Source organism: Streptosporangium sp. NPDC000239 (assembly GCF_040300765.1).
In the GTDB taxonomy this organism is placed as follows: Bacteria; Actinomycetota; Actinomycetes; order Streptosporangiales; family Streptosporangiaceae; genus Streptosporangium.
The window spans coordinates 25,906-45,408 of sequence record NZ_JBEPEI010000005.1 but is presented as its reverse complement, the minus strand read 5'-3'; the positions used below and the strand labels follow the sequence as shown (position 1 = coordinate 45,408).

The following is a 19,503-nucleotide window of genomic DNA, read 5'->3' as shown; positions in this document are numbered from 1 at the left end:
GGTTACAGGCCGGGAGCCGGGAAGTGGCTCGTCAGCTCACGGACCTCGCCGTGCACCCGGGTGATGACGTGCTTTGCCTCGTCCTCGTCCTTGGCCAGGGCGCTGACCACCTGGTCGATCCAGGCGCCGATCTGCCGCATCTCGGTGACGCCCATGCCGCGGCTGGTCACGCCCGCGGTGCCGATGCGGATGCCGGACGGGTCGAAGGGCTTGCGCGTGTCGAAGGGCACGGTGTTGTAGTTGGTCTCAAGCCCGGCCTTGTCCAGGGCCTGCGCGGCGGGCTTGCCACCGATGCCCTTGGGGGTCAGGTCGAACAGGATGAGGTGGTTGTCCGTGCCACCGGACACCAGGTCGAAGCCGCGGCTCTTGAGCTCCTCGGCCAGCGCCTGGGCGTTCAGGACGACCTGACGCGCGTAGTCCTTGAAGTCGTCGGTCGCCGCCTCCTTCAGCGCGACCGCGATGGCCGCGGTGGTGTGGTTGTGCGGACCGCCCTGCAGGCCGGGGAAGACGGCCTTGTTGAGCGCGGTGGCGTGCTCGTCGGAGCTGGCCATGAGCATCGCACCACGGGGACCGCGCAGGGTCTTGTGGGTCGTGGTCGAGATGACGTCGGCGTGGCCGACCGGCGACGGGTGGGCGCCACCGGCGACCAGGCCCGCGATGTGGGCGATGTCGGCGGCCAGCACGGCGCCGACCTCACGGGCGATCTCCGCGAAGGCGGGGAAGTCGATGGTGCGCGGGATGGCGGTGCCGCCGCAGAAGATCAGCTTGGGGCGCTCGCGGAGGGCGATCTCACGGACCTCGTCCATGTCCACGCGGCCGGTGTCCTTGCGGACGCCGTAGCGGACCGGGTTGAACCACTTGCCGGTCGCCGAGACCGACCAGCCGTGGGTCAGGTGGCCGCCGAACGGCAGGCCCATGCCCATGACGGTGTCGCCGGGCTGCAGGAAGGCCAGGTAGATGGCGAGGTTGGCGGGCGAGCCCGAGTAGGGCTGGACGTTGGCGTGCTCCACACCGAACAGGGACTTGGCGCGGTCGACGGCGAGGGTCTCGATCTGGTCGATGACCTGCTGGCCCTCGTAGTAGCGCTTGCCCGCGTACCCCTCGGAGTACTTGTTGGTGAGGACGGTGCCGGTGGCCTCAAGGACCGCCTTGGAGACGTAGTTCTCCGAGGCGATCAGCTTCACCGTGTCGGCCTGGCGGCGCTCCTCGGCCTTGATGAGCTCGGCGATCTGCGGATCGACGTCGGATAGAGAACCCATGGCGCCTTCACTCCCCTGTCATCGTTGACAACCTGCGAAGACCCAGGCGTACGGCCTCCGCTTTTCGCTCCCCGGTGGTCGCTCCCACCCAATGCGCCAGTCGCGCTTTAGACGATAGCGGACCCTTCGTGCTCACCCCGCACGCGCTGCGCGGCCCGCGCCGTCGACCGGCCAGAGCCTGTCGACCTCCGCGTTGAGCGTCGCGCCGATGAGCACGGCCAGGGCGGTGATGTACAGCCACAGCAGGACCGCGATGGGGGCGGCGAGGGAGCCGTAGATGGAGACGGGGGAGAACCAGGCGGCCAGCACCGCGCGCAGCACGGCGGCGCAGGCGATCCAGATGATCAGCGCGAGCACGGCCCCCGGTGTCTCCCGCCACCAGCGGGTGCGCACCGGGACGCTCACGTGGTACAGGAGGGTGAGGAAGAACACCGAGCCCGCGACGACGACCGGCCAGTACAGACCGGTGACCAGGCCCGCGTAGTCGGGGGGCAGCGCGCTGCGCAGCGCGACCGGGCCGAGGACGAGGACCGGCATGACCAGCAGCCCGATCAGCAGGCCCGCCAGGTAGAGCCCGAAGGACATCAGGCGGGTGCGGATGATGCCGCGTTCCTCCCCGAGGCCGTACGCCAGGGAGATCAGGTCCACGTAGACGAACAGCGCCCGGGAGCCCGACCACAGGGCCAGCAGGAAACCCAGGGAGATGAGGGAGACCTGGTTCTCCGGTTTCAGCACGTCGTCGATGAGCGGGGAGACGACCTTGTCGACGGCGTTGTCGGTGAACAGCAGATGCGCCTGCGTCTCGATCCAGTCGCTGACGTCCTTGACCGTCTCGGGGCCGAAGACACGGGTGAAACGGCCGAGCACGCCGATCAGGCCGAGCATGAACGGCGGCAGCGACAGCAGGGCGAAGAAGGCGGCCTCCCCCGCCAGCCCGGTGACACGGTAGGCGACGCCCGCGCCGGTGGTCGCCCGCGCCAGGGCCCAGGCGTCCGTTCCCCGCACCCAGGACAGGCCCGCGCGCAGCCGTGCCCTGGCCGCGCCCGGCTCACGCCTGCGTGGCCCTCGCCTGCGCGCCGGCGCGTCGGTGGAGGTCATGGCACACCACGGTATGCGCAGCGCCCCTGTGATCACGAGCTCACGCGGCAAACGATCGAGTCTCGGGTCGGTCGCGTCGTCACCTGCGGTAAAACGCCTCCGCGTCGTCCACGTCGACGATCCGGGCGCCCAGCGGCAGCAGGGAGACGGGGATCAGCTTGATGTTCGCGACGGCCAGCGGAATGCCGACGATCGACAGGAACAGCGGGATCGAGGTGAGCACATGGCCGATGGCCAGCCAGATCCCGGCGACGACGCACCAGATGACGTTCCCGACGGTCGACAGGCAACCCGCCTCGGGGTCGCGCACCACGGTCCGCCCGAAGGGCCACAACGCGTAGGCGGCGATCCTGAAGGAGGCGATGCCGAACGGGATCGTGATGATCAGGACACAGCAGATGACGCCCGCGACGACATAACCGAGGGCCAGCCAGATCCCCGCGAACACCAGCCAGATGACGTTCAACAACGTGCGCATGTTCCGATCATCTCAATGAGCGGACAGACAACTCCATCGGGCACAGCCCTGGCGAAACCCTGGAAAGCCCCTGATCCGGACGGAGTGCCGCTCCACGGGGTACGCCCCACGCCGCCGCACAATGGAGGGGTGATCTGCGCGAGCTGCAAGGAACGCAGGCACGGCGAGTGCAGGGGTGGCTCGTGGTGCGACTGCCAGCACCAGCCGGAGACCCGCCGGGACCGGGAGGAGGAACCTCCCGCGGAGCCCGCGACGAACTGGCTGAGACAGGGGTGATCTCCGGCCGTTCCCGCCCGGTGGACCCGGCCGCGCCAGGGCTGGGCGGACGGCGCCAGGGAAGGATGCGGAAAGTCCAGATTCCGGACCCCGCATTGGACATCTCGGGCCGCCAAGGTATCGTCATGGACATGCCAGCGGACCCATTGCTCGTCGTGCGACGCCACGTCGACCTGCTTCGTGTCCGCAGCGCCATCTGTCGTGACGTCCGTTGACCGTCGCCCTCCGCTGATTTCATCCAGCTCGGGCGCGTGACAGACGTCATCGCTCTGTGAGCGCCACTCCCCCGCACTCAACGAAGAGGCGGCGGCAACGTCTGCGCGTGTCCGGAAATCACTCCACCGATTTACAAAGGACGCGCACATGACGACCCCGGCCAGGCCGGCTAACCGCCACCACAAGCGCCCGCGAGGCGAAGGTCAGTGGGCTCTCGGTTACCGCGAACCGCTCAACAAGAACGAAGAGCTCAAGAAGAACGACGACGGGCTCAACGTCCGCCAGCGCATCATCGACATCTACTCCAAGCAGGGCTTCGACTCCATCGACCCGGCAGACCTGCGGGGCCGGATGCGCTGGTACGGGATCTACACCCAGCGCAGGCCCGGGATCGACGGCGGCAAGACCGCGATCCTGGAGCCGGAGGAGCTCGACGACCGCTACTTCATGATGCGGGTCCGGATCGACGGCGGCAGGCTCAGCCTGGCGCAGCTGCGCACCATCGCCGACATCGCCAACCTCTACGGCCGGGGCACCGCGGACGTCACCGACCGGCAGAACATCCAGCTCCACTGGATCGAGATCGAGTCCGTCCCCGACATCTGGGAGCGCCTGGAAGCCGTCGGCCTGTCCACGACCGAGGCCTGTGGCGACACCCCGCGCGCCTTCCTGGGCTGCCCGCTGGCCGGGATCGACACCGAGGAGGTCCTGGACGGCACCCCGACGGTCCTGGAGATCCGCGACAAGTACATCGGCGACCCCGCCTACTCCAACCTGCCCCGCAAGTTCAAGACCGCGGTGAGCGGCTGCCCGGCGCACTGCACGGTGCACGAGATCAACGACGTGGCCTTCGTCGGCGTGGTCAACGACAAGGGTGAGGCGGGCTACGACCTGTGGGTCGGCGGCGGCCTGTCGACCAACCCGATGCTGGCCAAGCGCCTGGGCGTCTTCGTCACCCCCGAGCAGGCCAGCGCGGTCTGGGCCGGGGTGATCGGCATCTTCCGTGACTACGGCTACCGTCGCCTGCGGCACAGGGCGCGGCTGAAGTTCCTGGTCAGCGACTGGGGCACGGAGAAGTTCCGGCAGGTCCTGGAGACCGAGTACCTCGGCCACGCGCTTCCCGACGGCCCCGCGCCCGAGCCGCCCCGCAACGGGCGCAGGGACCACGTGGGCGTCTTCCCGCAGAAGGACGGCAACTTCTACGTCGGCTTCGCCCCCAAGGTCGGCCGTCTCAGCGGTGACACGCTGCACCTGATCGCCGACATCGCCGAGCGGCACGGCTCGGGCCGGGTGCACACCACGGCCGAGCAGAAGATGGTCATCCTCGACGTCGCCCCCGACCAGGTCGACAGCGTCGTGGCCGAGCTGGAGGCGAACGACCTGCGGGTCAACCCCTCCACCTTCCGCCGCCAGACCATGGCGTGCACGGGCATCGAGTTCTGCAAGCTGGCGATCGTCGAGACCAAGGGCGCGGGCGCCAACCTGATCGACGAGCTCGAAAGGCGCCTTCCCGACTTCAAGCAGCCGCTGACGATCAACCTCAACGGCTGCCCGAACTCCTGCGCGCGCGTCCAGGTCGCCGACATCGGCCTCAAGGGCCAGCTCATCGTCAACGACGAGGGCGAGCAGGTCGAGGGCTACCAGATCCACCTGGGCGGCTCGCTGGGCGTCAGCTCGGGCTTCGGCCGCAAGGTCCGCGGCCTGAAGACGACGGCCACGGAGCTTCCCGACTACGTCGAGCGCGTGGTGCGCAACTTCGACAAGCAGCGAAACGAGGGCGAGACCTTCTCCGAGTGGGTCCAGCGGGCCGACGAGGCGGACCTCAAGTGACCGGCCTGCCGTACGGGGAGGGCCAAAGATGAGCGAGCGGGCCGTCCCCTTCCACTGCCCCTACTGCGGCGAAGAGGACCTCGAACCCTACGAGGGCGACGGCGGCTGGTACTGCCGTTCGTGCGCCCGCGCCTTCAAGCTGAAGTTTCTCGGAATCGGAGTGCGGTCATGAGCCTGGTGGACATCGAAGTCGGATTACGGCAGCAGCGCGGCACGCTGGACCTGCAGGACATCGTCGAGTCGGCGGCCCGTTTCCTTGAGGACGCCTCCGCGCTTGAGATCATCCGCTGGGCGGCGGCCACCTTCGGCGACCGGCTGTGCCTCACCTCCTCCATGAGTGACGCCCTGCTGATCGACCTGGTGAGCCGGGTCAAGCCCGGGATCGACGTGTTGTTCATCGACACCGGTTACCACTTCGCCGAGACGATCGGCACCCGCGACGCGGTGCGGCAGGTCTACGACGTGAACGTGATCGACGTCAAGCCGTCCAGGACGGTGGCCGAGCAGGAGCGCGACCTCGGTCCCCGCCTGTTCGGGCGCAATCCCGACCTGTGCTGCTACCTGCGCAAGGTCGAGCCGCTCAACCGCGCCCTTGAGCCGTACCTCGCCTGGATCTCCGGCATCCGCCGTGACGAGGCCAGCACCCGCGCCGGGGTCAAGGTCGTCGAGTGGGACGCCAAGCGCCAGATGGTGAAGATCAACCCGATCGCCCGCTGGACGCAGGAGGACGTCGACAACTACATGGCCGACAACGGCGTGCTGATCAACCCGCTGCACTACGACAACTACCCCTCGATCGGCTGCGCGCCCTGCACCCGTCAGGTGGCGCCCGGCGAGGACCCGCGCAGCGGCCGCTGGGCGGGGATGGGCAAGACGGAATGCGGGCTGCATCTATGACGTCCGTGACGTGGCGCCCGCGTGGCGTGACGTCGGCACCGCCCCTGATCGCGGTGGCGCACGGGTCCCGCGACCCGCGCGCCGCCGCGACGGTCGAGGAACTTCTCGACCTCGTACGGCGCGCCCGTCCCGAGATCCCGGTGCGCACCGCCTACCTCGACCACGCCCCGCCGACGCTCGCCATGGCGCTCTCGGGGCTGGGCGAGGCGGCGGTGCTGCCGCTGCTGCTCACCGAGGCCTACCACAGCCGGGTCGACATCCCCGGCGCGCTGGCCGAGGCCACGGCCCGTAACCCCAGGCTGCGTGTGCACAGGGGCGCGACGCTCGGCCCGCACCCGCTGCTGGTCACCGCCCTTGAGCGGCGTCTGGCCGAGGCGGGGGTCGAGGCCGGGGACCCCTCGACCGCGGTCGTGCTGGTCTCGGCCGGGTCGAGCAGCCGCAGCGCCAACGCGACGGTCGCCGGGGTGGCCGCCCAGTGGGGACGGCGCCGGGGCTGGTGGTCGGTGACCGCCGCCTACGCCACGGCCGCGGAGCCGACGCCGCAGGAGGAGGTCCTACGGCTGCTGCGCGCGGGGGCCCCTCGGGTGGTCGTGGCCCCCTACCTGCTGGCCCCCGGCCACTTCGCCGACAAGATCCGCCGTGACACGACGGCCGTGGGCGCCGAGGTCGTCGCGGACGTCCTCGGCGCCGCCCCCGAGCTGGCCACCGTGTTAATCGAACGTTACGAGCAGGCCCTGGGCGGGCTGGAGCGCTCAGCCACCGCCTGACCCCGTTCCACCGGTGGTGGGATGGACGGGGGTGATGGTGATCGTGATGGTGACGGAGGGCGAAGGCGAAGGCTTGGGAGGGCTGGGAGTGACGGTCACGGTCACCGTGGGCTCAGGGGTGCTCCCGTCCACGAAGGTGCAGTCGGGTCCGTTCTCGCAGGGTTCGATCCACGTGTCGGTGACCCTGAACCGCATGTCGGCCCGCCCCCCGTTCGCGAGGTCGAGCACCCGGCGCGCGTCCTCACCGGTGACGAGCGTCCTGCCCAGCCGGGCGACGGAACCCGCCGGGAGCACGGCGACCTCGAAGCGCGAGCCCCGTCGCACGGTCAGGTTGACGCCGTCTCTGAACTTCTTGTCGGTGCCGGGCAGCCATTCGGCGCATGACAGGGCGTTGCGGTAGACGCCGTCCTCCCAGTAGAGCAGTTCCGCCCCGCGCGGACAGGAGATCATCGCCGTCGCGTTGCCCCGGTCCGTCTTTCTGGGGATGTCGAAGGCGACGCGCTCGCCCATCTTGGTGAACCGCTCGTCGAGGACGACCTTGCTTCTGGAGGCGACGCCGTAGCCGGGTGATGAGGCCGCGGACATGACGCCGTTCCAGGTGTCGTCCGTGCTCTCCGGGGCCCCGGTGACCGGCAGGATCAGGGTGGCGGCGACGGCGAGCCCCACCCCGGCGGCACCGCCGAGCAGGCCGATCCTGCGCCGTCTGATCCCGCGGACGCGCTCGTGGACCCGGGCGACGGTGACGCCGCCCCCGGCGCCCTCCCACCGCTCGGCGTCCTGTCGCAGCAGGTCGCGCAGCTCGGATTCGATGTTCGTCATGTCAGCTCCCCGAGGGTGGCCGCGGCCCTGGCCGCGGGATCGACGCGCAGCTTGGCCAGCGCCCTGGCGGCCTGGCTGCGTACGGTGACCGCCGAGCAGCCGAGGATCTCGGCGATCTGCCCGTCCGGCAGGTCCGCGTAGTAGCGCAGCACCAGCACCGCCCGCTGCTTGGCGGGCAGGGCGGCCAGTGCCGTACGGAGTTCCTCGCGGACGCCGAATCCGTCCGAGGGGTCCTCCAGGACGTTCTCCGGCAGGCTCCCTGTCGGGATCTCCGACCGCCATCTCCTGCGCCACCAGCTCGCGTGGGTGTTGGCCAGGATCCGGTACACATACGGGTCGGGGTCGTCGCGCACCCTGCGCCAGGCGAGCCACGCCTTGGCCAGCGCCGTCTGCGTCAGGTCCTCCGCCTGCCCCCAGTCGCGGCAGAGCAGATAGGCGGTGCGCAGCAGACGGGCCGAGCGTTGCGCGACGTAGCCTTCGAAGTCGGCCCGGTCTCGCATCCGATGGTCCTCACTGATCGGTGATGTTCACCGATCACTACCGTCCGGACCCCCGGGAACGTTGCACGGCCGTACGGGACGGCGGGGGGAGGCTAGCGCCGGTCGTCGCGGCGGTCGGAGCCGTGCCAGCCGTGTGAGCCGGGACCGTGCTGTTCCCCCGTGAGCTCTCCGCGCATTTCCCGCCACTGCTCCCGCCAGGCGGCCCACTGCTTCTTCAGGGGCTTGGTCCTGGAGTCGCCGATCACCTTGAGTTCGCCCATGAGCACGTAGGCCTTGACCCGGATCAGCGGCGCGTTCACGCCGGGCGGCGCCTCGTTGACCTTGACCTTCTTCTCCCCCATGATCGCGATGCCGTCCAGCTCGACGTCCACGCCGTCCGGCACGATGATCTTCACCTCGCCCATGACCGCGGTGACGACGATGTCGACCACGTCGGTGCGGACCTCGGCCTCGCGCAGGTCGAGGACGACCCCGCCCATCACGGCGACCGCGCCGAGCCCCTGGTCGATGCGCCACTTGCCGCGGCGCTTCGACTCGCTCATCACCGCGACGAACCACTTCCGCGCCCTTCCCGGGGGCCGCCCCTGCGGCTCGTAGGCGGGGGCGGGAGCCGGGGCTGAGCGTCCTGTGCCGGGCAGGTCCGAGGTGATGACGGCCAGCTCGGCCTGGGTGACGGCGGTGTAGGCCGCCTCGGTGCGCTCGGTCAGCTCCCCGAGCGTCAGCCGCCCCTCGACGGAGGCGACACGCAGCCACTCGACGGTGGCCTCCCGCTCGGCGTCCGAGATTCGCATCGCACCGGGATCGCTCATAACTCACAACATATCGCGAGTTGTCCGGTCAACGGCTCCTCCCTGAGGAGGACATGACCGCCCCTGAGGAGGGCGGGAACAGGTTAGGGTCCCCTCATGTACCAAGAACTTCTTGAGGCGGTCGCCCGCGGTGACGTCGAGCGCGTCGAGCGCCTGCTCCGGGACGGCCTCGGCGCCGACCCCGAGGCGGCCGGGCACAGCACGGCGCTGTACGCCGCCGCCGCGGGCGGCAGGACGGCGATCGTCGAGGCGTTGCTGGCGCACGGGGCCGACCCGGGCAGGATCAGCGGCGGCGAGGAGGAGGGCCTGCCCCTGTGCGCGGCCGCCGCCCTGGGCCGTGTCGAGACCGTGGAGGCGCTGCTCCGCGCCGGGGCCGACCCCTCGGCCAGGGAGGAGGACGGCTGGACCGCGCTGCTCTGGGCCGCCTCGAACGGCCGGGAGGAGACCCTCACGGCGCTGCTGGACGCCGGGGCCGACCCGGAGGAGGCCAACGAGAGCGGTGAGACCGCGCTCACCCTAGCCGCCAGGCGCGGGGCGCTCGGCGCGACGCGGGTGCTCCTGGAGCGCGGGGCCGAGGCCGACAGGCCCGACGGCGAGGGCGACACCCCGCTGGCCATCGCCTACGACTGGCTGGGCACCCAGCTGGAGAGCGCGCTGCTCGAACAGCTCACCGAGCAGGTCCCCGAGGACTCCCAGTTCGTCGTCGGCCGCAGCCGGGCCTCCGACGGCACCGACCTGGTGACCGTCGCCGCCGTGAGCCAGGACGGGGAACGGCTGGCCGAGCTGCGCTGCCAGCGCGGCCACGCGGCCGTCGCGACCCTCCTGGAGGAGGCGACCGGTCAGCTTCCCGGCGTCGAGACGCTGGTCGAGCGGGCGCTGCCGTACCGGGACGTCGACGAGGAGGCGGAGACCTGGTGGACGATCGCGGGCGCGCTGAGCAAGCGCGCGGACGAGGAGACGTTCGAGGCCGCGGCGCGGTTGTGCGTCAGTGAGGACCCGCGCAGGCGGGAGTTCGGCGTCGACGTGCTCGCCGAGTTCGGCTTCACCGACGACGAGCGGCCCTTCCTCGACCGGACCCTGCCGATCCTGCGGCGGATGGCGGCCACCGAGGGCGACGAGCGGGTGCTGCGCTCGGTGCTCGGCGCGCTCGGCCACCACGCCGACCCCCGCTCCCTGCCCGAGGTGCTGGAGATCGTCACCGCCCCGGGCTGGACCCGCACCCAGGCCGACCCGGCCGCGCTGGCCGCCGTGCTGCCGCCCGGCCACGCCGAGGGGCTCGCGCTGCTCATCTCGATGAGCGAGGACCCCGACGAGGAGGTGCGCGAGTGGGCGACCATGGGCCTGGCCGGGCTGTCCGAGGACGGCGAGCCGATCCGTGACGCGCTGGCGGCGCGACTCGGCGACGAGGAGCTGGGCACGGTGGCCGAGGCGACGCGCGGCCTGCTGGTGCGCGGCGACCCGCGGGCCAGGCAGGGGGTCGAGCGGGTCCTCGCCGAGAGCGACGAGGACGACGACTACCTGCGCGACCTGGTCAAGGAGGCCTGACTGGATGGCCCACGACGTCTTCAACCAGGTTCCGCCGCTCGTCGGGCACGACGTGTCCGACGACGCCGCCCTCCTGGCCGGCGTCGAGCGTGAGGGTGCGGGCTGGGCCACGGGGGAGGTGCGGGCGCTGGGCGTGCTCGCGGGCTCAGCGCGGGCCGCCGAGTGGGGGCGCCTGGCCAACGAGCATCCGCCGGTCCTGCGCACCCACGACGCCCGTGGCCACCGGATCGACGAGGTCGAGTTCCATCCCGCCTGGCACGAGCTGATGGCCGTCGCGGTCGGCGAGGGGCTGCACGCCGCGCCCTGGGCCGATGCCAGGCCCGGCGCGCACGTGGCCCGCGCGGCCGGGTTCTACCTCTGGAGCCAGGTCGAGGCGGGGCACGGCTGCCCGATCTCGATGACCTACGCCTCGGTCGCCGCGCTGCGTCACGCCCCCGCCCTCGCCGCCGAATGGGAGCCGCTGCTGACGTCCAGGAGCTACGACTTCGGGCTCCGGCCGCCGCTGGGCAAGCGCGGGGTGCTCGCCGGGATGGCGATGACCGAGAAGCAGGGCGGCTCAGACGTTCGTGCGGGCACCACGAGGGCCGAGCCCCTCACCGGCGGCGGCTACGCGCTGACCGGCCACAAGTGGTTCAACTCCGCCCCGATGTGCGACGCGTTCCTGGTGCTCGCCCAGGCGCCGGGAGGCCTGTCGTGCTTCCTGCTGCCCCGCGTCCTGCCGGACGGCACCCGCAACGCCATGCACCTGGTGCGGTTGAAGGACAAGCTGGGCAACCGGTCGAACGCCAGCGCCGAGGTGGAGTACGAGGGGGCGTTCGCCTGGCCGGTCGGTGAGGAGGGCCGGGGCGTGCGGACCATCCTGGAGATGGTGAACATGACCCGGCTCGACTGCGTGATCGGCTCGGCCGCCGGGATGAGGTACGGCGCGGTCAGGGCCGTCCACCACGCCACGCACCGCGCCGCCTTCGGCAGGAGGCTGGCCGACCAGCCGCTGATGCGCAACGTCCTGGCCGATCTCGTCCTGGAGTCGGAGGCGGCGACCACGCTGATGACCCGGCTCGCCGGGGCCACCGACCGGGCCGTCGCCGGGGACCGGTCCGAGGCGGCGCTGCGCCGTACCGCGCTGGCGGTCGCGAAGTACTGGGTGTGCAAGCGCGCCCCCGCCCACGCGGCCGAGGCGATGGAGTGCCTGGGCGGCAACGGCTACGTCGAGGACTCCCAGATGCCCAGGCTGCTGCGCGAGTCACCGCTCAACGGCATCTGGGAGGGCTCGGGAAACGTCGCGGCGCTGGACGTGCTGCGTGCTCTGGGGCGTGAGCCGGAGGCCGTCGAGGCGTTCCTCGCGGAGGTCGCGCTCGCCAGGGGGGCCGACCGGCGTCTCGACGCGGCGGTCGTACGGCTGCGTGCCCTGCTGGGCGCGCTCGGCGATCTCTCCGCCGCCGAGGCGAACGCCCGCCGGATCGCCGAGGACATGGCCCTGGTCCTGCAGGGTTCCCTGCTCGTACGGCTGGCGCCCGCGGCCGTCGCCGACGCCTTCTGCGCCTCCCGGCTGGCCGGTGAGGGGGGCCGTGCCTTCGGCACCCTGCCGCCCGGCCTCGACCTGGAGGCCGTGATCGGCCGGGCCGTCATCTGACCCATCCCTGGCGTCTCTGGTGGTAGGCGGCGACGGCCGCCGCGCTCTGGACGTCGTCGGCGAGCAGCCTGGTCAGCCGGTCGAGCCGGTTGGCGGCGCACAGCGCGTAGCTCTCCGCCCACCACTCGGCCGGGCAGTCGCGGTAGCGGTCGAGAACCAGCAGGGGGCGGCAGAAGCGCATGATCCGGCGCCACTCAGGGGTCTGGTCCATCTCGTCCATCTGGCACAGGGCGTGACCGATCATGTGGTGGACCAGCGAGCCCGACGAGTGCGCCCCTCCGGTGACGACGATCGTGCGCCCCATGTGGATGCCCGCCGACTCCGCGGCGACCCGCGCGTCGCAGGAGTCGTCCGGCTCTGGCGGCTCGGGCAGCAGGTCGGCGCCGAGCCAGATCCCGTCGAGGTCCTCGGACAGCCGGGTCGCCAGGTGGACCGGCAAGCTCGCCAGTTCGTCGATCGCGGCGACGAGCTCCCTGCGCGGTGTCCCCGTCCAACGCCGGTGGATCACCCGTTCCAGCACGCCGCAGTCCCGGCTGCCGTCCCTCGGCAGCGGATCGCGGTGGCCCGTGCGGGCCGGTCCGGGGGTCCTCATCCGAAGCGCTCCGTCCTGACAAAGAATTGCTCTCCGGTGGTAAACGTCCGTCGCAGCGGAGTTCATTACGAGCGGCGGCCGGATATTCATTGATCCGCGAGGGCGCGAGAGCGGCCCCTCCCCGGCGGACGCGTCGTTTCCGGCCCGTCCCCGCCCTCGGAAGACGGCCGGTTTCACCCCCACCAAAAGGATCGAACATGACGACCAGCCTGAAAGCCCTGGGAGCGGTGTGCGGCGCGCTTTCCTGCCTGCTCACCGGTCCGCCGGCCACGCCGGTGCCGCCCTCCGTCGAACGTCCCTCCCCGTGTCAGGCCGATGTCGCGCGGGCGGTGGCCGAACAGCTCGCGAAGGCACCCGACGGGCGTTTCGTCCCGCCGGACACGGTCTCCTACGACGACGGCGCCGAGGTGATCACCTTCCGGCCCCCGTCGTGCGGCCCGGCCAGGCGTGGCGCCGAGCACGACTGCGACGAGGACGGCGTTCCCGGCAACGCGGTCTGCCTCTACGACCGCAGGGCCTACGAGGGATCGCGGCAGGCCATCAAGGTGCCGGGCACGAGGAGGATCGACGGGATCGGCCTCTTCATGTCCCTCAGGAACGACCGCCCCTTCGTCTTCCTCGTCAAGAGGAACCGGGACGAGGAGGGGACCTGTTTCCCCGGCGGGTCGGGATACGGCAATCTCCGGGGTGTCGCCGACCGGCGCTGGGTCAACGCCCATCCCAGCCTGCGTGAGTGCCCCGGCCGATGAGAGGGCGACGGCGCCGTACGGTTTGGGCGGGATCGCACCGTACGGCGCCGCCGCCGGTCATGAGGTCAGGCCGGGACCGGCGACCCACCGGGCGGTGAGGTAGGTCCGGTACTCCTCGACGGCCGGGCGCGGTTCCCCCGGGCCTCTGAGCCTGATCAGCTCGGTCGCCAGCAGCCCACCGGTCGCCGAGCTGACGACGAACACCCCGAGCAGCGGCCCGTCCTCGAACCCGAAGGCCCGCCCTGGCCTGCCGTTGCGGTCCCTGACCTGCCCGATGTCCCGCAGGTCGTCCTGGGCGGCGAGCGTCCGCCACAGAGCCGCGCGGAGGTCGGGCTCGACCACGTCGTGGGAGTGCAGGTCCTCGACGGCCCTGACCAGGCGGTGCGTGCGCGTCATGCCCGCCTGCGGCTCCCCGTCGAGCAGCTGGTCGCGCAGCTCCTCCTCGGAGCGCGACAGAGCGGCCGCCCTGGGGCCGAGGTCCGCCGCGGCGCCGGTCTCACTGTTCTCACCGCCCTCGGTGGCCGTCGCCTGGTCGGCCCCTGGCCTGATACCGGCCCAGCCGCCGCTCCCGAACGGCCTTCCGTGCCTGCGCGTCCTGTGGTAGGTGCCCCGATCGTCCTGCGGCGTCCAGCGGCTGACGACCCACGGTGTCATCCGCGAGGTCGTGCCGTCCCGGGTGACGCTGGTGGCCAGCAGCCACTCCTCGGTCTCGACATAGCTCCACGGCCCCTCCTGCCTGCCCGGGCGGGAACCGGCGAGCCGGGCCAGGCCGAGCAGTCCTGCCGAGGCCCGGGGGAAGGACGACATCGGGAGCGGATGGCCGCGCAGCGGCTCGACCGCCGACAGGTGGACGATCCGTGCCAGGTCCGCGGTGATGGGCGGGCCGGTGCGCGAGGCGGCGGCGCCCGGCGGCGGGCCCTCCCCCGCCCCCTGCCGGTCTCCCGGCTGTCCCCGCTGCACGACCCTCGGCAGGACCGCCACCGCGACGGCGGTCGCCAGCAGGGCCACCACCAGGACCGACCCCCTGCCCCGCGCCCGCCGAGGGGTGCTCTCGCTCATGATCCGCCGTAGGACCTCCTCCTGCCCGTCGCCCATCCTCCGCCGCGCCTCGTGCGGGGGCACGGGGTTGCAGCGGACCATGAGCTCGCGGAACCGGTCTCGTCCCCGCGCCCTCACCGGCCCGCCTCCTCGCACCACAGGCACATGCCCCGCAGCAGGTCCGCCAGCCTCATGCGGGCCCGGCACAGCCGTACCCTGACCGCGTTCGGCGTCAGACCGAGAACCCCGCCGATCTCATCGATCGCGAGGTCCTCCCAGTAGTGCAGGCGGAGGACCTCTCCGTCCTTGGGGCGCAGGCGCGCCATGGCCGTCTCCATCGCGGTCCTGACCTCTTCCTCGTCGTGTGTCCCGTCACCGGACAGCTCCGGTGGCAGCTGTCTCAGCAGCGCCATGAGGCGCTGTCTGCGCCCCTCGCCGCGGGTGGCGTTGCGCACGTGCCCCCAGGCGACGCGGTACAGCCAGGCGACGACGGCGCGGTCGTCGTCCCTGGGAATCCTGTTCCTCTTGCGCCAGGCCGTCTGGAAGGTGCACGAGGCGACGTCGTCGGCCCCGGTGAAGCCGACCCGGCGCGCCGCGTAGGCCCAGACGGGCTCGTAGAAGGCGCGGAACATCTCCTCGAACCACTTCTCCTCGTCCTCCGGCACGGTCGCCCCTTCCCCACCTGGCGTCATGTTTCTTACGTCCACCACCAAGGGATCGATTACAGATTCCGTTCGTAAGGTAACGCCGGGTAATCGAATCGCCTCGGGAACGGGGGCGACGGACGGCTCCGGGGACAAGCCTCGTGATCTCGGCGAGTAGGGTCGTTCCTGGTTAACGCTTCGTGATCGAAAGGACATCGCCATGGCGACGACACGTACCGCGACGACCCAGTGGAAGGGCTCGCTCCTCGACGGATCGGGCACCGTCTCGCTGGACTCGTCCAAGGTGGGCACCTTCGACGTGTCCTGGCCCTCCAGGGCCGAGCAGGCCAACGGCAAGACCTCGCCCGAGGAGCTCATCGCGGCGGCGCACTCCTCCTGCTTCTCGATGGCCCTGTCCCACGGCCTGGCCCAGGCGGGCACCCCGCCGCAGTCCCTGGAGACCAAGGCCGAGGTGACCTTCCAGCCGGGCGAGGGCATCACGGGGATCGTCATCTCCGTCCGCGGCCAGGTCGAGGGCCTGTCCGCGGAGGAGTTCCAGAAGGCCGCCGAGACGGCCAAGGCCAACTGCCCGGTGAGCAAGGCCCTCTCCGGCACCACGATCAGCCTCAACGCCGAACTGGTCGGCTGATCGAGCGTGTCTTCCGGCCGTGCCCGCCTCAGCGGCGCGGCCGGGAGACCTGCGTCCCATCCCCGCGAGGCGGGAAAAGCGCAGGTTAAAGCCTTGCGGCCAGGCGTTCCACCCGGTGACCCCGGGCGCGTACACTCAGGCGACCCCCATTCAGCCGGGCGGGCCGTCCCTCTTTCACGGCCACCGTCCGGCCGAGACCGCCGAGACCGTCAGAGGAAAGTCCGCACACCTTGTGAGCTCCCGCCCCCTCGTTTCGTGTCCCCCGGACCAGGGTGAGGAGGGCGACGGCACCTGTGCGCACGAGGGCTAGCTGAGGGAGATTGAGGGCCGCATGCGCGAGATCTGGCCGGGAGAGCCTTACCCCCTGGGCGGCACGTGGGACGGCGCGGGCACCGGCTTCTCGGTGTTCTCCGAGGTCGCCGAACGCGTCGAGCTGTGCCTGTTCGACGACGACGGCCGTGAGGAGCGCGTCGACCTGCCCGAGGTGGATGGTTTCGTCTGGCACGGCTACTTCCCCGGTGTCGCCCCCGGCCAGCGGTACGGCTACCGCGTGCACGGCCCCCACGACCCCTCGCGCGGCCACCGCTGCAACCCCGCCAAGCTGCTGCTTGACCCCTACGCCAAGGCGGTCGAGGGCGAACTGAGGTGGAACGAGTCGCTGTTCTCCTACCCCTTCACCGACCCGGCCAGCAGGAACGACGACGACAGCGCCCCCTTCATGCCGAAGAACGTGGTGGTCAACCCGTTCTTCGACTGGGGGAACGACCGGCCGCCGCGCACGCCGTACCACCAGACCGTGATCTACGAGGCGCATGTGCGGGGGCTCACCATGCGCCACCCCGCGGTGCCGCCCGAGCAGCGCGGCACCTACGCGGGGCTGGCGCACCCGGCGGTCATCGACCACCTGCTGGCCCTGGGCGTCACCGCGGTCGAGCTGATGCCGGTGCACCAGTTCGTGCCCGAGCACGCGATGGTCGCCCGCGGGCTGACGAACTACTGGGGCTACAACACGATCGCCTACCTGGCCCCGCACGCCGCCTATTCGAGCTCGGGGCAGCGCGGCGAGCAGGTGCTGGAGTTCAAGGCGATGGTGCGGGCGCTGCACGACGCCGGGATCGAGGTCATCCTCGACGTGGTCTACAACCACACGGCCGAGGGCGACCACATGGGGCCGACGCTGGGTTTCCGGGGCATCGACAACGCGGCCTACTACCGGCTGCACGACGGAGACCGACGCTACTACCTCGACTACACCGGCTGCGGCAACTCCCTCAACGTCCGCTCCCCGCACGCCCTGCAGCTCATCATGGACTCGCTGCGCTACTGGGTCCTGGAGATGCACGTGGACGGCTTCCGGTTCGACCTGGCCTCCGCCCTGGCCCGTGAGCTGCACGACGTGGACCGGCTGAGCGCCTTCTTCGACCTGATCCAGCAGGACCCGGTCATCTCCCAGGCGAAGCTGATCGCCGAGCCGTGGGACGTGGGGCCCGGCGGCTACCAGGTCGGCAACTTCCCGCCGCTGTGGACCGAGTGGAACGGCAAGTACCGCGACAGCGTGCGCGACTTCTGGCGCGGCAACGGCTCGGCGCTGCCTGAGCTGGCCTCGCGGCTGACCGGTTCGGCCGACCTGTACGCCACCTCGGGGCGCCGTCCCGTCGCCTCCATCAACTTCGTCACCTGCCACGACGGGTTCCCTCTCACCGACCTGGTCTCCTACGACCGCAAGCACAACGAGGCCAACGGGGAGGACAACCGGGACGGCACCGACGACAACCGCTCGTGGAACTGCGGCGCCGAGGGTCCGGTCGACGACCCGGAGATCACCTCCCTGCGCCGCCGTCAGCGCCGCAACCTGCTGACCACCCTGTTCGTCTCGCAGGGCGTGCCGATGTTGCTGGCCGGCGACGAGTTCGGCAGGAGCCAGGGCGGCAACAACAACGCCTACTGCCAGGACAACGAGATCTCCTGGATCGACTGGTCCCCGGCCGGGACCGACAAGGAGCTGCTGGACTTCGTCAGGGGACTGTCCGAGCTGCGGCGCGAGCACCCCGTCTTCCGGCGGCGCCGGTTCTTCCACGGCCGCAAGGCCGAGGACGGCACCCGCGACATCGTCTGGCTGACCCCCTCGGGCGAGGAGATGTCGGCCGCCGACTGGCACACCGGCTACGCCAAGTCGCTGGCGGTCTTCCTGAACGGCGCGGCCATCACCGAACCCGGCCCGCGTGGCGAGCCGATCGTGGACGACTCGTTCCTGCTGCTGATCAACGGCCACCACGAGGACCTGACCTTCACCGTCCCCGGCGCCAGGTACGGCGCGCGCTGGCTGTCCGTGCTGGACACCGCGCGGGAGGGCGGCGACGAGGCCGCCCACGAGGGGCCCTGGCCCGCCGACGCCCACGTCCCGGTGACCTCCCGCTCGATCAGGATCCTGCGCTGCCGCCGCCCCTGACGGCGCCTCGCTAGGGCCTGGTCAGCAGGATGAGGACGAAGGTGGTCAGCCCGGCGAGAAGGTGCAGCAGGATCGTGAGGACCGGCGGGCGCTGGCCGGCGCCGCGCGCGTGACGGCCGCCGCCGAGCCAGCGGGTGGACATGGTGAAGCCGAGCAGGGCCGTCAGCGCGAGCGCCCCGAACGCCAGCCAGGCCAGCACCCGGCGGTCGGTGACCAGGTAGGCGCCCCAGCAGCTCAGGGCCGACATGGCGAGCATCGGGTGGGCGAAGAGCAGCGCGGCGGGGAAGCGGGTGACCTTCGCCGCCTGGCTGCGTGGCCCGCCGTGGAGCAGCCACAGCCGCAACAGGCGGACGCCGAACATCGCGGTGATCAACCACGTCACGATCGCGGCCAGCCCCACACTGCCTCCCCGTCTCTTTTGCCGCATCATGTAACGCCACTCGCCCCGATTTCACCGGAAGTGTCGAATCCGTTACCGAACGTTCTCGCGGGAGGGCCGTACGGTCTCCTGTGCCAAGGTAGGAGGATGCGTCTCATCCACCCGGCCGCCTCCGACGAGGTCGATCTCGCCCGGCTCTACGCCTACCCCCGCGAACGGTGCGTCCGGCTCAACATGGTGGCCAGCGCCGACGGGGCCGCCTGGCTCGACGGGCTGTCCGGCGGATTGTCGGGCCGTGGCGACCGGCGGATCTTCGGGGTGCTGCGCGGGCAGGCCGACGTCGTCCTGGCCGGCGCCACGACGGTCAGGGCCGAGGGGTACGGCCCCGCCAGGCCCCGGGAGTCGTGGCGTCACCTGCGTGCGGGGCGTCCTGCGGCGCCGCCGGTGGCCGTGCTCACCCGGCTGCTCGACCTGGACCTCGAAAGCCCGCTGTTCACCGAGGCCGAGCCGTACGCCAGGACGATCGTGGTCACCTGTGAGGCGGCTCCCGCGCGGCGGCGTGCGGAGACGGCCGAGGTGGCCGAGGTGATCGTGGCCGGTGGCGACCGGATCGACCTGGCCGCGGCGCTGGCCGAGCTGGCCTCACGCGGCCTGGGGCGGGTGCTGTGCGAGGGCGGCCCCAAGGTCAACGCCCAGCTCGCCGAGGCCGACCTGGTCGACGAGCTGTGCCTGACGGTGAGCCCGATGCTGACCGGCGGCCCCGCGGCGCGCATCCTCAACGGCCTTCCGGCGTCGGTCCGGCTGGACCTGGCCCACGTCCTGGAGGAGGACGGTTTCCTGTTCACCAGGTATGTCCGTCCTCTCCGGTAGAAAGGT

21 protein-coding genes and 1 riboswitch are annotated in these 19,503 nt (G+C 71.3%); of the genes, 11 read left to right on the top strand and 10 right to left on the bottom strand.

Annotation, left to right across the window (positions count from 1 at the left end; genetic code table 11):
- Positions 1-2: 2 nt before the first annotated feature.
- The 3 genes from glyA to ABT340_RS15130 form a co-directional block, all read right to left on the bottom strand.
- On the bottom strand, positions 3-1,259 hold the full coding sequence (glyA, locus tag ABT340_RS15140; protein ID WP_352011330.1) for a serine hydroxymethyltransferase: 1,257 nt from the start codon (positions 1,257-1,259) through the stop codon (positions 3-5).
- Positions 1,260-1,292: 33 nt separating this feature from the next.
- Positions 1,293-1,373: riboswitch (ZMP/ZTP riboswitch) on the bottom strand.
- Positions 1,374-1,391: 18 nt separating this feature from the next.
- The gene (locus tag ABT340_RS15135; protein WP_352011329.1) at positions 1,392-2,357 is read right to left on the bottom strand and encodes a YihY/virulence factor BrkB family protein; all 966 of its coding nucleotides are present in this window, start codon (positions 2,355-2,357) and stop codon (positions 1,392-1,394) included.
- Between the two features lie 79 nt (positions 2,358-2,436).
- A complete protein-coding gene (locus tag ABT340_RS15130) occupies positions 2,437-2,835 on the bottom strand; it encodes a YccF domain-containing protein (protein WP_352011328.1) in 399 nt (132 codons plus the stop codon).
- Between the two features lie 129 nt (positions 2,836-2,964).
- On the opposite strand from ABT340_RS15130, the gene ABT340_RS15125 reads away from it, so the two are divergent.
- From ABT340_RS15125 to ABT340_RS15105, 5 genes are all read left to right on the top strand, one after another.
- Positions 2,965-3,111: a hypothetical protein gene (locus ABT340_RS15125; protein WP_352011327.1), complete on the top strand. Its 147-nt coding sequence runs from the start codon at positions 2,965-2,967 to the stop codon at positions 3,109-3,111.
- A gap of 363 nt (positions 3,112-3,474) precedes the next feature.
- Entirely contained in the window at positions 3,475-5,157 is a 1,683-nt protein-coding gene (locus ABT340_RS15120) for a nitrite/sulfite reductase (RefSeq protein WP_352011326.1), read from the top strand.
- 28 nt (positions 5,158-5,185) lie between these two features.
- Entirely contained in the window at positions 5,186-5,329 is a 144-nt protein-coding gene (locus ABT340_RS15115) for an Insertion element protein (protein WP_184616917.1), read from the top strand.
- Positions 5,326-6,054 (top strand): phosphoadenylyl-sulfate reductase, encoded by a 729-nt coding sequence (locus tag ABT340_RS15110; protein WP_352011325.1) that lies wholly within the window; start codon positions 5,326-5,328, stop codon positions 6,052-6,054. Before ABT340_RS15115 ends, ABT340_RS15110 begins: the two co-directional genes overlap by 4 nt.
- The gene (locus ABT340_RS15105; protein WP_352011324.1) at positions 6,051-6,821 is read left to right on the top strand and encodes a sirohydrochlorin chelatase; all 771 of its coding nucleotides are present in this window, start codon (positions 6,051-6,053) and stop codon (positions 6,819-6,821) included. Before ABT340_RS15110 ends, ABT340_RS15105 begins: the two co-directional genes overlap by 4 nt.
- On the opposite strand, the gene ABT340_RS15100 is transcribed toward ABT340_RS15105, so the two are convergent.
- From ABT340_RS15100 to ABT340_RS15090, 3 genes are all read right to left on the bottom strand, one after another.
- Positions 6,807-7,640 carry a hypothetical protein gene (locus ABT340_RS15100; protein ID WP_352011323.1) on the bottom strand — a complete coding sequence of 278 codons (834 nt, stop codon included), beginning with the start codon at positions 7,638-7,640 and terminating at the stop codon, positions 6,807-6,809. The genes ABT340_RS15105 and ABT340_RS15100 overlap by 15 nt on opposite strands.
- Positions 7,637-8,140 carry a SigE family RNA polymerase sigma factor gene (locus ABT340_RS15095; RefSeq protein WP_352011322.1) on the bottom strand — a complete coding sequence of 168 codons (504 nt, stop codon included), beginning with the start codon at positions 8,138-8,140 and terminating at the stop codon, positions 7,637-7,639. The genes ABT340_RS15100 and ABT340_RS15095 overlap by 4 nt, the downstream gene beginning before the upstream one ends.
- A gap of 92 nt (positions 8,141-8,232) precedes the next feature.
- Positions 8,233-8,949, bottom strand: coding sequence for a DUF1707 SHOCT-like domain-containing protein (locus ABT340_RS15090; protein WP_352011321.1), 717 nt, complete (start codon positions 8,947-8,949; stop codon positions 8,233-8,235).
- Between the two features lie 96 nt (positions 8,950-9,045).
- Between ABT340_RS15090 and ABT340_RS15085 the strand changes: the two genes are divergently transcribed.
- Complete coding sequence (locus ABT340_RS15085) at positions 9,046-10,494, top strand: ankyrin repeat domain-containing protein (RefSeq protein WP_352011320.1); 1,449 nt, start codon at positions 9,046-9,048, stop codon at positions 10,492-10,494.
- A 4-nt stretch (positions 10,495-10,498) separates the two neighbouring features.
- Positions 10,499-12,127 (top strand): isovaleryl-CoA dehydrogenase, encoded by a 1,629-nt coding sequence (locus tag ABT340_RS15080; protein ID WP_352011319.1) that lies wholly within the window; start codon positions 10,499-10,501, stop codon positions 12,125-12,127.
- On the opposite strand, the gene ABT340_RS15075 is transcribed toward ABT340_RS15080, so the two are convergent.
- Positions 12,120-12,719, bottom strand: coding sequence for a hypothetical protein (locus ABT340_RS15075; protein ID WP_352011318.1), 600 nt, complete (start codon positions 12,717-12,719; stop codon positions 12,120-12,122). The genes ABT340_RS15080 and ABT340_RS15075 overlap by 8 nt on opposite strands.
- 197 nt (positions 12,720-12,916) lie before the next feature.
- Between ABT340_RS15075 and ABT340_RS15070 the strand changes: the two genes are divergently transcribed.
- Positions 12,917-13,468, top strand: coding sequence for a hypothetical protein (locus ABT340_RS15070; RefSeq protein WP_352011317.1), 552 nt, complete (start codon positions 12,917-12,919; stop codon positions 13,466-13,468).
- Positions 13,469-13,525: 57 nt separating this feature from the next.
- On the opposite strand, the gene ABT340_RS15065 is transcribed toward ABT340_RS15070, so the two are convergent.
- Complete coding sequence (locus ABT340_RS15065) at positions 13,526-14,644, bottom strand: hypothetical protein (protein WP_352011316.1); 1,119 nt, start codon at positions 14,642-14,644, stop codon at positions 13,526-13,528.
- Complete coding sequence (locus ABT340_RS15060; protein ID WP_352011315.1) at positions 14,641-15,198, bottom strand: RNA polymerase sigma factor; 558 nt, start codon at positions 15,196-15,198, stop codon at positions 14,641-14,643. Before ABT340_RS15060 ends, ABT340_RS15065 begins: the two co-directional genes overlap by 4 nt.
- Positions 15,199-15,370: 172 nt before the next feature.
- Here ABT340_RS15060 and ABT340_RS15055 point away from each other — a divergent pair, with 172 nt between their 5' ends.
- The gene (locus ABT340_RS15055; RefSeq protein WP_352011314.1) at positions 15,371-15,799 is read left to right on the top strand and encodes an OsmC family protein; all 429 of its coding nucleotides are present in this window, start codon (positions 15,371-15,373) and stop codon (positions 15,797-15,799) included.
- A 331-nt stretch (positions 15,800-16,130) separates the two neighbouring features.
- Positions 16,131-18,248: a glycogen debranching protein GlgX gene (gene glgX, locus ABT340_RS15050; RefSeq protein ID WP_352011313.1), complete on the top strand. Its 2,118-nt coding sequence runs from the start codon at positions 16,131-16,133 to the stop codon at positions 18,246-18,248.
- A 10-nt stretch (positions 18,249-18,258) separates the two neighbouring features.
- On the opposite strand, the gene ABT340_RS15045 is transcribed toward glgX, so the two are convergent.
- Positions 18,259-18,648, bottom strand: coding sequence for a hypothetical protein (locus ABT340_RS15045; RefSeq protein WP_352011312.1), 390 nt, complete (start codon positions 18,646-18,648; stop codon positions 18,259-18,261).
- Between the two features lie 126 nt (positions 18,649-18,774).
- Between ABT340_RS15045 and ABT340_RS15040 the strand changes: the two genes are divergently transcribed.
- Positions 18,775-19,497 (top strand): dihydrofolate reductase family protein, encoded by a 723-nt coding sequence (locus ABT340_RS15040; RefSeq protein WP_352011311.1) that lies wholly within the window; start codon positions 18,775-18,777, stop codon positions 19,495-19,497.
- The last annotated feature ends 6 nt before the right edge of the window (positions 19,498-19,503 follow it).